Consider the following 14,415-nt stretch of genomic DNA (forward strand, 5'->3'; position numbering starts at 1 on the left):
CGAGACCCTGGAGCGAGCATCGCGAGTGAAGCGGCTCATCGGACGCCCCCAGGAAGCTCTGCTCTGCGCGAAAGCGAAGCGTCAGCGGCAAAGCGCCCAGTCGGAACGGAAATCAACCTCTCGTTTTGCAGAATCATTGAGATAATAGGTTTTTAACACAAAAAAGTCCAATAAACCTTGAGTTTATTGGACTTTCTGCTTATTTAATTGTTAAGGTATCAAGTGGTTTGAAGTCTTTTAGCTGATAACTCTTTACTTCATTGTTAGCTACTGTGTAAAGAGCGTCATCTATATAGACTACCCGCTGTACACGCTGCTCCCAACTTTCATACTGATCACTAGTGCTTTTATTAACAATATTTCCTTTTAGTACAATTCCTTTATCCGCAGTGATTTCATAGATTTGTGCGCCTTGACCTTTGTAGACGGTTTCATCACCCTTCCCTGCATCATAAAGAACAACTGGGAAACCAAAGTAATTGTATTCCTTATTGTGGAATAGCGCTTTAGGATTGTATTGAACATCAGAGTACGAGCCTTTTCCACCGATATTTACTGTTGATTGTTCCTTTGGATTTTTGAAATCTGAAACATCAAATAATGACATTTTCATATTAGTTGTAACCGTAAAATTACGCTTCGAATAGGCATCATAGCGTTGCTCGGTATCATAGCCAATGCCGATTAAATGTGTATCGTCAAGTGGATGCAAATAGTTACTAAAGCCTGGAATCTTTAGCTCCCCTAGCACAGTTGGCTTTTTCGGATTTGCCACATCAATAACAAACAGTGGATCCACTTGCTTGAATGTTACCACATATGCTTTTTCGCCCATGAAGCGTACAGAATACACTTTTTCACCAGGAGCTAAATCTTTTACAGCACCGAGCGCTTGTAAATTTTTATCTAAAATAAATAGGTGATTTCGTGATATTTTTTGTTCATCCCATGTATTTCCTTCAGTCGTAACGATGCGGAAATTACCTTCATATTCATCCATTGAGTATTGATTTAACACTGATCCTTTTACTTCCGTAGTACCTACAAAGTTCATGGCAGTTCCATCAACATTCCATTTAAAAACTTGTGTATCAGTTGTTCTTGGCATCCAGATCATATCCATGATGCGACCAGCAGCAGGCACTAGATTCACATCATAAATTGGTGTTGTTAAATAAAGTGCATTCTCCGACATATAAAGTCCACTAGTACCACCTAAGTATCCCTTAGTATTCGCAGATGTCTTAGCACCATTTTTTAAATCCACTGCAGTAATTAAGCTATATGTTCCATCCATTGTATTTGGTAAAATAGAAATTTTCTCTATAGGTAAGCTTTCGTACTCTTTCCCTTCTACACTATCAAATATTTTCGGTTTCAAATCCAGCGTTTTTTGCTCTCTAAGCATCCAGTAATTTGGATACATATTTCCGATTAAATATAATGTGCCATTTGCAATTCGAATATCTTGTAAATACCCCTCTTGCCCTACTTCACGTATTAGCTTCGGATTCTTTGGATTTGAAATATCATATAAAGTAGCTGTCGACATGCTTGTGCCTACTTTTTCTAAATATTCATCTCCAATCGCTATTAGCAAATTATCATATATTGCTAGCTTCGATATATATTGTGACCCCTTCAGCTTGATAGTTGTTGCTAACTTTAAATTTTTCGGATCTTTAGCATCTACTACAGTAATACCATGATCTTTTACTGCATAAATAAAGCCGCCTTTGACAACAACTATATCACCTTCCTCCACTCCTTCGACTTGATTATTTGTTGTAGAGGCGTTGTTTGTGCTCGCTTTATCTTCTCTGCTTGCCATTTCTACGGTTGTTTCATATTCCAATTCTTTTTGTGAGTGGTTGGCTAAAAGTGCTTCAAAATATTGTTGCAGCTCTTTTTCTGATTTTACCGCTTCTAGCTTATCAATGATTGTAAATGGTATTACTTGTGAGGCTGTTTTAGTTCCGCTTAATGCAAATGCTTCTTTATTCACATGTAATTTATAGCTACCAGGCGCTAAATCGCTAACGATAAGTGTTTTTTTATCGTCCCCCAATGTTATTGTTGCTTGCGCCTTTTTATTTTTGCTATTTGTTACGTATACACTGGCATCCGTTATTTCGCTTTCCTTTAATGCCTCTGTAAAGGACACTTGCCAGCTATGCGTTTTCATACCAGCACTTGCTGTCTGTGCCTCCGCTTTCGGGAGCGCCATCCACGAAAAAGTTCCTGGCAAAATAGCTAGTACGGCGATGAGTAAAATGGTTATCCATTTATTTTTCATCATTTTCCCTTCCTTTCATAAAGTTGTTTATTAATTAGACTACCAAAGAATAGGAAAGTTACATTTTTTAGAATTTTTTTAGAATCAATACTACCTTCAGACAAATACTAGTTCTGAGCATTGCAGTAGTATTCAAATTGCCCCAAAAAAGAAAAACGAGGGGGAATGCACCCCTCTCGTTTACTCTTCAAATGGCCATCTTGGTAGCATCTTCGTCAATGGCTTATCTTGACGTTTTCCTAATACATAGTCAGCCTGCATAATTGTATGAATTTCACGTGTACCTTCATAGATAACCGGTGCTTTTGAGTTACGTAAATAACGGGCGACTGGATATTCATCCGAATAACCATATGCTCCATGAATTTGTACAGCATCATCCGCAGCTTTATTGGCAAAATCACAAGCTTGCCACTTTGCTAATGATGTCTCTCTCGTATTGCGTACACCTTTGTTTTTTAACTCTCCAACACGATATACAAGCAAGCGACTCATTTGATAGCCCGCTTCCATTTTAGCAATCATTTGCCCTACTAGCTGATGCTCACCGATAGGCTTCCCAAAGGTTTCGCGTTCGTGACAGTATTTTACGCTTGCCTCGATACATGCTTGGATTAGGCCGACAGCTCCTGCTGCTACTGTAAAACGGCCATTATCTAACGCAGACATAGCAATTTTAAAACCTTCTCCTTCTTCTCCAAGGCGATTCTCTACAGGTATACGTAGATTTTCAAAAAAGAGTTCACCAGTATTACCAGCACGAATACCGTATTTACCTTTAATGGCCTTCGATGTAAAGCCCGGCATGGAACGCTCTACGATAAATGCACTAATGCCATGATGCTTCTTCGATTTATCAGTGTAGGCAAAAACGATAAAATGGTCTGCTATATCACATAATGAAATCCATGTTTTCTGCCCATTTAATACGTAAAAATCCCCATCCCTTAAAGCAGTGGTAGACATTGCGACTACATCTGACCCTGCTCCAGGCTCTGTTAAACCAAATGCCCCAATCCGAACTCCTTTCGCCTGCGGAACAAGATACTGCTGTTTTTGAGCCTCTGTCCCCCATTGCATTAAGGTCATGCTATTCAAGCCTGTATGAACTGAAACAGCTGTGCGAAACGCTGTATCTCCACGTTCCAGTTCTTCACAAACGATGGCCAGTGCATTGTAATCCATACCACTGCCACCGTATTGTTCTGGTATACAAACACCCATAAAACCAAGCTCAGCAAGTCTTAACCAAATCTTCGGATCGAAGCCACCCTTAGCATCCCACTTCGCAATATGTGGAATAATCTCATCATCCACAAATTTCCGTACTGTTTTACGTAACATTTCCTGCTCAGTGGTAAATTCGAAATTCATGACCAAGCACCTACCATTTCACAATCATTGCAGATATATGAGACGTCTCCTTAATGGCAACACCACGTTTAGCCATCTCTTCAATATAAGTGTCGCCCGGTACAATTGATTCAGGTGCAAATACACCGCGCTCTGTAATTTTATTTTCTCCAATCATTTGGGCAACGACAGAAATTGTATTTGCTGTTGCACGAGCCATAGCCGTTTCATTAATCGTCATATCTTTACGCACAACCATTTCGAACTCATAAGTCACTTGTTGCTGCGCTTTTTCACCAGCTACAATAACACGCAGCAGTACAGCATCTGGTTTTGTACCAAGTTCAAGTTTCTTTTTAAGTGCCTCACGTACAACTGGACGTACAGAAACCTCCTGATTTTCTACCTCTACCTTATTACCTGCATCAAGGAATCCTAAATCTGCTAATAGCTTAAATTTCTCTGCATGTCCCTTATAACGAATTGTTTTATATTCTAATGTTTGGACATTTGGGAATGTCTTATACAATGTCGATATACCACCAGATGTATAAAATGCCTCAAGTACACCAAAATCTTTAAAATAAATAGGTTCAACACCTGATAACGATGGAACTTCTTGAAGTTTACCTTTTTGAATCATTTTTGATGGCTCTGTATAGTGATCGAAGACACCATCTAGAGAAAATACTCGTGTATAGTTAAGAGGTGGCTTCGGCTCTGTTGGAATACCGCCTACAAATAGTTTAATAGATTCTACCACATCTAATTTCGAAGCACCGTAGCCCGCTAAAATGTTGACCATACCTGGAGCAACACCCAAGTCAGGAATAATTGTTACACCTTTTGCTTTTGCCTCTTCATCGAGATCTAATATTTTTTCTGTTACACCGCCAATATGACCACCTAAATCCACAGAATGAACACCAGCCGCAATTGCCGCTCTTGCTACACGCTCATTAAAGGAATAGAATAATGCATTAACGACTACATTGCCTTTTGAGATTACCTCCATCAACGAGTCATCACGCTCAGCATGAAGCTCTACAACCTCGATCTTATCTGTATTTAACGAATCCACAAATTTTTGCGCTATATTCACGTCTATATCACCTAAAAACACACGCTCCACTTTGCTATTTTTTATTAAATCACGAGCTACCTCTTTCCCCATTAAACCTGCACCTAATACAACAACTTTCATCAAGAACATCCCCTTTCATTGATCTGTTATTCTGTATCAATTTGTGCTCTTTGTAATTTACCGCTATAGTCCACGTAAATACTTTTCCATTCTGTATAGACATCCAAGGCAGCTACACCCGAGTCGCGGTGACCATTCCCCGTACCCTTTGTGCCCCCAAATGGTAAATGGATTTCAGCACCTGTTGTGCCAGCATTCACATAAACAATACCTGTGTCTAAATCTCGTTGTGCGCGGAAAATCGTATTAACATCTTGCGAGAAAATTGAACTGGATAAGCCAAATTTTACGCCATTGTTTACTTCTATTGCTTCATCCAAACTTGCTACTTCAATAAGAGAAACGACCGGGCCAAAGATTTCTTCCTGTGCAATAATCATGTCAGGCTTCACATTGGTAAATAGTGTAGGCTCATAATAAAACCCTTTGTCATAAGGTGGCTCAGATAAGATTCTACCTCCAGCTAACAACGTCGCCCCTTCCTGTTTACCGATTTGCACATAGTGATTAATCTTTTCCATTGCGGCTTTGTTAATGACAGGGCCGATTTTCACACCTTCATCTAGGCCATTTCCAATTGTTAGCTTTTGCATTTTGTCTAATAGACGTTTTTCTAGTTCCTCTCTTACATCTTTATGCACGATAACACGACTACATGCTGTACACCTTTGACCAGCAGTTCCAAACGCACTCCATAAGATGCCTTCAGTGGCTAGCTCTAAATCGGCGTCATCCATAACTATGACTGCATTTTTCCCACCCATCTCTAATGAAACCTTCTTCAGGTTTTTACCACCTAGCTCCGCTACCTTACTCCCTGTTGTTGTAGAGCCGGTAAATGAAATGACCTTAACGTCTGGATGTTCAATCAATGCCGTACCAACTATTGGTCCTGTACCAAAAACAATATTTGCTACTCCACCTGGTAAGCCAACCTCTTCAAAAATCTTGCCCATTTCATACGCCATCATTGGTGTCTCATTAGATGGCTTCCAAATGAACGTATTGCCAGCAACAATTGCAGGAAATGACTTCCAAGTAGCAATAGCTACAGGGAAATTCCACGGAGTTATTAAACCTACAACGCCAATAGGTGCCCGTACGCTCATGGCAAATTTATTGGCTAGCTCAGACGGTGTTGTCTCCCCAAATAACCGTCGTCCTTCACCAGCCATATAATAGGCCATATCTATCCCTTCCTGTACTTCACCTCTAGCTTCTTCAATAACCTTTCCCATCTCTTTTGTTAAAACGGTCGCTAAATGCTCCTTCTTCTCTTTCATTTTTTGACCGATGGCATATAAATAGTCAGCACGTTTAGGCGCGGGTACTAATGCCCAGTTTTTTTGTGCCTGTTTCGCAACCGTTACCGCTTCATCTACCTCACCTGCAGTAGAACGCGGTATTGTAGCTAGCTGCTCCCCGTTAGCAGGGTTGGTCACTACTATACTTTGTAAATGCGAATGTGTTACCCATTCACCGCCGATATAGTTTTTGATTTCCACTACAAACACCCCCTGAACTATCTATGGTGCCTCTGCCTCATTGTTACCAGTTGCATTACTTGCAGACAGATATTATCTATTACTATATTTAAACGGAAATTAAATATGTCAAAATTCCGAATTTTCAATATATAGAAGTCTACAAAGTTTGGTTCAACAACACCGGTAACAATCACCAGAGACTTTATTTTCTTTTAGCTAAGCATTGATGTTAATTACTCACAAATTTTCAGCTAAACGAAAATAAAAAAAATACTCATTCTAGTTTTTTATATTCGACATTTACTAGCTTATTCCCTTTTTTCCTAAAATATTTAATTATGCAATGAAACTAAAACAACTTATAATCGTATACAATAACAAATATCTTTTTTGGAGGAATCCCCTTATGAATAATCACGAAATTGACTACAAATTATATGGCGATGATATGCAATACGTGCAAGTTGAGCTTGACCCTCAAGAAACAGTAGTAGCTGAAGCTGGAGCTTTAATGATGATGGATGATTCTATCCATATGGAAACTGTCTTTGGCGATGGTTCAAGAGGAAGCCAAGAAAGTGGTATTATGGGTAAATTATTTGGAGCTGGAAAACGTCTAATTACGGGCGAAAGCTTATTCATGACGACATTTACGAACGTTGGTTCAGGTAAACGTCATGTGTATTTTGCTTCTCCATACCCTGGTAAGATTATTCCAATGGATTTAAGTCAATTAAACGGGAAAATCATTTGTCAGAAAGATGCATTTTTAGCTGCTGCGAAAGGTGTTTCAATCGGTGTTGAATTCCAGAAAAAAATCGGTGTTGGCTTCTTCGGTGGTGAAGGCTTCATTATGCAAAAGCTTGAAGGAGACGGCATGGCTTTTGTACACGCAAGTGGAGCTATTCACGAAAGGACTCTACAACCTGGCGAAGTATTACGTGTTGATACAGGCTGTTTAGTAGCTATGACATCTGATGTGGATTACAATATCGAAATGGTTGGAGGCGTAAAAACGGCATTGTTCGGTGGTGAAGGTATCTTCTTTGCTACTTTAAAGGGTCCAGGTAAAGTATGGATTCAATCATTACCATTTAGCCGATTAGCAAGCCGCGTCTTCGCTGCAGCACCAATTTCACAAGGCGGTGGCGGTCAAGCAAGAGGCGAAGGTGGCATCGGCGGTTTGTTTGATATGTTTAATAAATAATGAACGCTATGTATTAAAGGAGCACATCTAATTATGATGTGCTCCTTTAATGTTATTGTGTTAATGAAATTAAGGTGATTAACCATAGCCTTCGCTGCATAAATTTTAAAAAAGTTCTACGCGATCGCTGATTGGAGTCCTTCAATGTGAAAAGGCCCCTACATCTGTTACCTTCTGTGTTATTAATCTATTCGATTCGATGGAACTTTGCCCTGCCCAAAAGAAGTTAGTGCTTTAACGTTCAGCATCAGCATAGCAGTTCTAGTTTGAAGCGAGGCACTACCGATATGCGGAAGTGCTAAAACATTAGGAAGCGTCAACAATGGATGATCCAATGCAATAGGCTCTTGTTCAAATACATCTAGCCCTGCTGCCCACAGCTTACCATTTTTTAAAGTATCATAAAGAGCATTCTCATCAATAATGCCACCACGTGATGCATTAATTAATACCGCGTCATCCTTCATCAAAGCAAGTTCCTCTGCTCCTATAAGTCCTACCGTATCATTGTTATAAGGTGTCATAATAACAACAAAATCTGATTGTTTTAAAAGATCCTCCAATGGTACATATTGAAAGCCATACATTTCTTCTGCCTCATGGCGACGTCTACGATTGTTGTATAAAATTTTCATATCAAAACCTTTTGCTCGTCTTGCTACAGCCTGGCCAATACGTCCCATACCAATAATTCCTATAGTGGAACCTGAAACATCTTTACCTACTAATTGCATTGGATACCAGCTTTTCCATTTACCTTCACGCAAATACCGTTCGCCTTCTGGAATTCTACGAGCCGTCGCAAGCAATAATCCCATTACAAAATCAGCAGTCGTATTTGTTAAAACTCCTGGAGTATTTGTCGCCATTATTCCGCGGTTACGCAAAGCTTTAATATCAATATTATTAAATCCAACTGCTAAATTTGTCACAAGTTTTAAATTGGGTGCGTGTAATAATAACTCTTCATCAACTTGATCAGCAAGCGTTACCCACAGTGCTTCACAATCTGCGACAGCTGCCAATAATTTTTCCCGCGGTATAACAATTTCCTCCTCCTCCCATTGTTCGATATCATAATACTCTTTTAACGGCTCAACTATATGCGCTGGGAACTTTCGTGTAATAAATAATTTCTTTTTCATATTCCGAACACCCCTCAATTTAATTCGCCTATAGCGTAACACTTAGAACGTTCATTTTCTAGGAATTTCTTATCTTTACGTGTGTGATAGCTATTCCTTTCTATCACTCTATAAACTTCATCCGTCTATTTGTTGTTTTATCCTTCAAATAAACGATTTTGTCCTAATATTTATAAAAAAAACAAGGCCCATCAGTTGAAAATGCATGTTATTTAAACAATTTGTTCATTAGATTAAGTTGATTGGAGTGGAGACTGGGCGACTCCTTGGGGATTAGCGAATAGAGGAACGAAGGCTAAAACCATCACATCCTGTGATAACGCCTTCGTGACCAACTTCGTGTTGGCCCAAGCGGCTCATCGGACGCCCCCAGGAAGCTCTGCTCTGCGCGAAAGCGAAGCGGCAGCGATAAAAGCGCCCAGTCGGAACGGAAATCAACCACACGTTACGTGATAAGCAAAAAACTATGCATAGGCTTTATGCATAGTCGTTAGAAGTCTCTGATTGTTGTATCTAATCGATTGGCAGCTTGTTTTAATTCCTCAGAAGATTCTCCAATCGATTCTATAATTTCTGCAAGTTCGGTTATTTTTAATCCGACATTTTGGAAGTTTGTGATAGAACCGTTTACTGAGCCAGATATGGCACCGAATGCTTTTAAAGATTCCGCGTTTTGCTCAATGCTATTATTCACCATTTCTTGGATCTCATGAATTGCTTGAACAACTTGGTTTGTAATTCCATTAGACATAGTTATGAGATCCGCAATTTGTTCAACCGAACTTTTCGTCTGGTCTGCAAGCTTACGAACTTCACTTGCCACGACAGCAAAGCCTTTTCCATGCTCTCCTGCACGTGCAGCCTCAATAGCTGAATTTAAAGCAAGTAAATTTGTTTGACCCGAAATACTTTTCACTATTTCAATAACAGCATTAATTTTTGAAGAAGAGTGATCTAATTGCTCCACCATACCCGACATTTCAACTGTCTTATGATGAATTTTCCCAGTCTGTTCATTAATTGACACTATTTTAGAATAGCCTTCAGAAGATACCTTCTGCATTGTTTTCGCCTCATCGATACTTTCCTTTAAGTATTCGTTAACTTCCTTGGCGTTATAAACTAGTTCGGTCACTGTTTCATTTGTGCTATGAGATTGAGTCTCTAACTGATTAGATATCCCACCTATAATTTCTTTAACATGCGTTCGAACACTATCCTGTTGCTTTTCAATTAATGTATTAGCGTAATTATCATATTCCTCTAAGACAATTTGTTGTTCAAAATTACACATTTTACTAATGGCATCACAAAACTTTTCTTCTTCGTCTCTCGTTAATTGAAGCTTATAAACAATCTTTCTTAAAAATTTTTCAAGGTTTTGAAAAGCTGCTAAATACCACTTAGGATACAAGTTAATTTTAACATGCATTTTCGCCACTCGCCTTCTCTTCTCCAAAAATGCATCGTCTATACGTCCTTCGAACATTTCTATAATATGATGGCGTAATGTTTGGCGCAAACGGTCACTGGAGCTATACTTTTCAATAACTTCACGTAAGGCTGGCACACTTTCAATCGCATGATAGAATGCTGCTACTACCTCTATGACATTTCGTTCAATGTACGGTTTTAAACTTCTAATTAACTGCAAATCTTCTCTAGTTAAATTTACTAGATTTAACTGTAGTAAACGTTCCTGATCTTGAATAATAATCCCTATACTTGATTCATTACAAATTTCAATTGTATTTTTCTTAGGCCTATTTCCAATTTGAAACAATTTATCCACCTCACTATACCTATGTCTATTCCGTTATTATCTGAAAACAAAAAACTGTATGAATCAATTATAAGTTCTAAACAATCAAAATGACAGTATATAGGAAAAAAATATCTATTTTGCAACAAGTATTTATGTATTCTACTTGAGAATGATACTTATTAACCATTAGGTTTATTTTAAAACAATATGAAAACACTAAAACATCAAACTAAAAAGCCACTCATTCTAAAAAGAAGAGTGACTTTATTAATTACATAAAGATAATAACGGCTAGTACAGCAGCTAGTACTAAACGATAAATAGCAAATGGCATTAATTTCACTTTTGAAATAAGTGCTAAGAAGAATTTAATTGATAGTAATGCAAAGATAAATGAACTAAGGAAGCCCACTGCGTAGAATCCAAAATAATCCATAGATAACGTATCCCAATTTTTCAGTACAGATACTAGACTAGCACCTGCCATAATTGGTACTGCCATAATGAAAGTAAAATCTGCCGCCACACGGTGACTCATACCAAATAGTACACCACCAGATATTGTTGCACCCGAACGGGAGAACCCTGGCCAAAGTGATAAACATTGTACTAACCCTACTTTAAATGCTAAACCATAAGAAATTTTATCTAGCGAATCCACTTTTGGTTTTTTCGGTGCTAATTTATCTGCAGCAATCATTAAAATTGCTCCAGCTACTAATGCATAAATAACATGCTCCACTTTAAATAGATGATCATCGATAAAATCTTTAGCCGCAAAGCCTATTATAGTTGCTGGCAACATACCTACAATAACATGTAATAAGTTGAAGTGACCTTTCACCGATGTCGTTTGGCCATCAATTTTATAGAGTCCAACTAAATTTAACATTCGTTTCCACATAACAACGACTACGGCTAATATAGAACCTAGTTGAACAACAATTTTAAATGTATTGGCGGGATACATCCCTAAAAACTCCTCTGTCTTTAGCCACATATCGTCCACAATAATCATATGGCCTGTCGATGACACTGGTGCAAACTCTGTCAACCCTTCGACCATGCCTAAAATTAACGCCTTTAATAACTCTATAATATCCACATCTTCACCTTACCTTTTATTAATTAAATACCAAAATATAATAAAATACACTTTTTCATATACTATGACTGTAGTATTTAGTTATGAGTAGACTTCTTACTCCAAACGCCATCCTTACCAACTAACGAAAGTTTATATCCACAACCCATAATTCAGAACGGCTGCCTATTCGCATGGGAGGACCCCAAAAGCCAAAACCTGATGAAACAAGTGTATGCATTTTCTCCTTCATCTTATAACCATAATCCAGCTCAAATACACGAGCTGTAATATACTGATTGGGCCATAATTGACCTTTATGTGTATGACCCGACATATGAAAGTCTACGCCCATTTTTGCAGGCGTATTTAAATCATTTGGAGTATGATTCATGACAAACCAAGGCAAGTCATCTGTTGTCTTCAATGTATCTAGTTGTTTTCTATACCTGTTTGTAATATCCTCTTGACCCGTTAATACTAACACATTATCGATTTTAATAGTTTCATCACACAAAACTTTTACATTAGCGTTTTCCATTTCTTTAATAAATTCAGGGATTTTCTTGCCATAATACTCGTGATTGCCCAGTACACCATACACTCCATATGTAGATGTTATTTGCTTCATCACATCTGCCATTCCATCTTCAACAAACCATTTAGGGTCATCGTCCACAATATCTCCAACTAAAAAGACGATATCCGGTTTTGCCTCATTCGATAGAGTAACAAAGCGCTGTAAATGTCTTTTGTGTGAAAGCACACCTAAATGAAAATCTGATGCTACTACAACTCTCATCGACTCTAACTCACTACTCTTTTTATCCATCATTATTTCTAAATGACGGACAACAGGTGAGTATGCTAAATAGGTGCCCACAATACTTAGTACAAACAACGTAGCAATTGCAATACCGCCAATTATTTGTACGTTTTTAAAAGGACTTAGCCAAATAAACAAGTTTGCTAGCAAACAAAGCAATAATCCGTATTCAAAAATAAACATCCAGTAATTATGGATAATCGAAAACACTCGCAAGGACTCATGCAATCTACTAATAATAATACTAAACGCAATGATACACAGCACTAACCAATATAAAATTGGATAACGGAACCATCCCATTGCCATAAGCCACTGTCTCAATCCCCATCCTAAGTAAAAAGTTAATGCACAATATATACTTAATACAAGAATTCCACCAATTACTTTAGGCATATTTTAGTCCCCTACTTTCAATATAGTCTTAGTTGATTATAGCATTATACTTAATATTCACATTTGTTTTAAGTACTTTATCAAGTGTACATATTTCTTGTCATTCATTCGTATGATTTACATGACAATTTAATTTGGAAGGTTACAATATAGTAATCTAAGGCAATTACACGCAATCGAATACAACGTCAGGAACCACTCGATTAGAACGAAAATCAACCAATATGGGGATGGTTCTTACTTTTACATAACTCAACTAATTAAGATTACGAAAAAAACTATGAATAATACACTTTAATTTTTCTGAATATTTAAGTAACATTATAATTGCAAGAGAAAATTTACGCATGTATGAGGGAAAAAAGGGGTGTTGTTCATATGGCAAAATATAAATTCGAATCAACAGAGCATGAATTATTTCGTAAAACGTTACGCAAGTTTTTAGCAGAAGAAGCCGAGCCGAACTATGCACAATGGGAGAAAGATCATCTTATTCCACTTGAATTTTGGCGTAAGCTTGGCGAAATGGGCTATCTATGCCCTCAAGTAGAAGAGCAATACGGCGGTCTCGGACTCGATTTTAGTTTTGGCGTTATTATTCAAGAAGAGCTAGAGCGTGTAGGTTCGAGCCTTATTGGCGTTGGTCTGCATAACGATATTGTCGTGCCCTATATTGAGGCATACGGCTCAAATGAGCAAAAATCACGCTGGCTACCAAAATGTGTTACAGGCGAAAATATTACAGCAATTGCTATGACAGAGCCAGGCACAGGTTCAGATTTGGCAAACATCCAAACTACTGCTATTCGTGATGGCGATCACTATATCGTCAACGGACAAAAAACATTTATTACAAATGGTATTCATACAAATTTAGCAGTCGTCGCTGTAAAAACAAATCCTCAGGCAGAAAAAAAACATCGTGGCATTAGCCTCCTTGTCATTGAGGACGGGACACCAGGCTTCACGAAAGGTCGCAAGCTCGAAAAAGTAGGAATGCATGCGCAGGACACAGCCGAGCTATATTTTGAGGATTGTCGCGTACCTGTAGAAAATCTTCTTGGTGAAGAAGGAAAAGGCTTTATCTATATGATGGAAAAGCTGCAGCAAGAACGCTTAGCAGTAGCCATCGCCGCACAAGCCGCTGCTGAGGACATGCTATCTTTAACAATTGATTATGTAAAATCACGTGAAGCCTTTGGAAAGTCAATTAGTGACTTCCAAAACACGCAATTTAAAATAGCTGAAATGGCGACAAAAATTGAGCTTGGCAAATCTTTTTTAGAATCTTTAATAGAGGAACATATCGCAAGAAATGATGTTGTGACAAAAGTGTCAATGGCAAAATACTGGATAACGGAAAATGCACGTGAACTTGCTGTCCAATGTATGCAGTTACATGGTGGCTACGGTTATATGGAAGAATATAAGATCGCTAGAAGATATCGAGACATTCCTGTCATGTCCATTTATGCAGGTACCAACGAAGTCATGAAAGTGATTATTGCCAAGAATTTAGGGTTATAACTAACAAAATATGGTACTTCGGCACAACGAGTGGATTGAAGGGCTGGAACGACGGATTGAAGAGCCCAAGCGACGGAATGAAAAGCCGGAACGACGGATTGAAGAACCGAAGTGACGGATAGAAC

10 protein-coding genes are annotated in these 14,415 nt (G+C 38.3%); 2 read left to right on the forward strand and 8 right to left on the reverse strand.

Features of this window, described 5'->3' with window-relative positions; translation table 11 throughout:
• Positions 1–199 precede the first annotated feature (199 nt).
• From ACQKNC_RS19205 to ACQKNC_RS19220, 4 genes are all read right to left on the reverse strand, one after another.
• Entirely contained in the window at positions 200–2,296 is a 2,097-nt protein-coding gene (locus ACQKNC_RS19205; RefSeq protein ID WP_427426350.1) for a beta-propeller domain-containing protein, read from the reverse strand.
• Between the two features lie 180 nt (positions 2,297–2,476).
• The gene (locus tag ACQKNC_RS19210; protein ID WP_427426351.1) at positions 2,477–3,670 is read right to left on the reverse strand and encodes an acyl-CoA dehydrogenase family protein; all 1,194 of its coding nucleotides are present in this window, start codon (positions 3,668–3,670) and stop codon (positions 2,477–2,479) included.
• Between the two features lie 10 nt (positions 3,671–3,680).
• Entirely contained in the window at positions 3,681–4,853 is a 1,173-nt protein-coding gene (locus ACQKNC_RS19215) for a saccharopine dehydrogenase family protein (RefSeq protein WP_427426352.1), read from the reverse strand.
• A gap of 26 nt (positions 4,854–4,879) precedes the next feature.
• Complete coding sequence (locus ACQKNC_RS19220) at positions 4,880–6,358, reverse strand: aldehyde dehydrogenase family protein (RefSeq protein ID WP_427426353.1); 1,479 nt, start codon at positions 6,356–6,358, stop codon at positions 4,880–4,882.
• Between the two features lie 388 nt (positions 6,359–6,746).
• Here ACQKNC_RS19220 and ACQKNC_RS19225 point away from each other — a divergent pair, with 388 nt between their 5' ends.
• Positions 6,747–7,547, forward strand: coding sequence for a TIGR00266 family protein (locus tag ACQKNC_RS19225; RefSeq protein WP_427426354.1), 801 nt, complete (start codon positions 6,747–6,749; stop codon positions 7,545–7,547).
• A gap of 182 nt (positions 7,548–7,729) precedes the next feature.
• Here the strand turns inward: ACQKNC_RS19225 and ACQKNC_RS19230 are convergent, their stop codons facing one another.
• From ACQKNC_RS19230 to ACQKNC_RS19245, 4 genes are all read right to left on the reverse strand, one after another.
• Positions 7,730–8,692: a 2-hydroxyacid dehydrogenase gene (locus ACQKNC_RS19230; RefSeq protein ID WP_427426355.1), complete on the reverse strand. Its 963-nt coding sequence runs from the start codon at positions 8,690–8,692 to the stop codon at positions 7,730–7,732.
• 490 nt (positions 8,693–9,182) lie between these two features.
• Entirely contained in the window at positions 9,183–10,484 is a 1,302-nt protein-coding gene (locus tag ACQKNC_RS19235) for a protoglobin domain-containing protein (protein ID WP_427426356.1), read from the reverse strand.
• Between the two features lie 244 nt (positions 10,485–10,728).
• Complete coding sequence (locus ACQKNC_RS19240) at positions 10,729–11,562, reverse strand: undecaprenyl-diphosphate phosphatase (RefSeq protein WP_427426357.1); 834 nt, start codon at positions 11,560–11,562, stop codon at positions 10,729–10,731.
• A 121-nt stretch (positions 11,563–11,683) separates the two neighbouring features.
• The gene (locus ACQKNC_RS19245) at positions 11,684–12,763 is read right to left on the reverse strand and encodes a metallophosphoesterase (protein ID WP_427426358.1); all 1,080 of its coding nucleotides are present in this window, start codon (positions 12,761–12,763) and stop codon (positions 11,684–11,686) included.
• A 378-nt stretch (positions 12,764–13,141) separates the two neighbouring features.
• Between ACQKNC_RS19245 and ACQKNC_RS19250 the strand changes: the two genes are divergently transcribed.
• A complete protein-coding gene (locus tag ACQKNC_RS19250) occupies positions 13,142–14,290 on the forward strand; it encodes an acyl-CoA dehydrogenase family protein (RefSeq protein WP_427426359.1) in 1,149 nt (382 codons plus the stop codon).
• The last annotated feature ends 125 nt before the right edge of the window (positions 14,291–14,415 follow it).

Origin of the sequence: Lysinibacillus sp. NPDC094177, from assembly GCF_050279145.1 — a bacterium.
In the GTDB taxonomy this organism is placed as follows: Bacteria; Bacillota; Bacilli; order Bacillales_A; family Planococcaceae; genus Lysinibacillus.

Bases quoted from the DNA above. Each gene is read 5' to 3' on its own strand.
- ACQKNC_RS19205 (WP_427426350.1), bottom strand. From the start codon at position 2,296: ATGAAAAATAAATGGATAACCATTTTACTCATCGCCGTACTAGCTATT.
- ACQKNC_RS19210 (WP_427426351.1), bottom strand. From the start codon at position 3,670: ATGAATTTCGAATTTACCACTGAGCAGGAAATGTTACGTAAAACAGTA.
- ACQKNC_RS19215 (WP_427426352.1), bottom strand. From the start codon at position 4,853: ATGAAAGTTGTTGTATTAGGTGCAGGTTTAATGGGGAAAGAGGTAGCT.
- ACQKNC_RS19225 (WP_427426354.1), top strand. From the start codon at position 6,747: ATGAATAATCACGAAATTGACTACAAATTATATGGCGATGATATGCAA.
- ACQKNC_RS19230 (WP_427426355.1), bottom strand. From the start codon at position 8,692: ATGAAAAAGAAATTATTTATTACACGAAAGTTCCCAGCGCATATAGTT.
- ACQKNC_RS19245 (WP_427426358.1), bottom strand. From the start codon at position 12,763: ATGCCTAAAGTAATTGGTGGAATTCTTGTATTAAGTATATATTGTGCA.
- ACQKNC_RS19250 (WP_427426359.1), top strand. From the start codon at position 13,142: ATGGCAAAATATAAATTCGAATCAACAGAGCATGAATTATTTCGTAAA.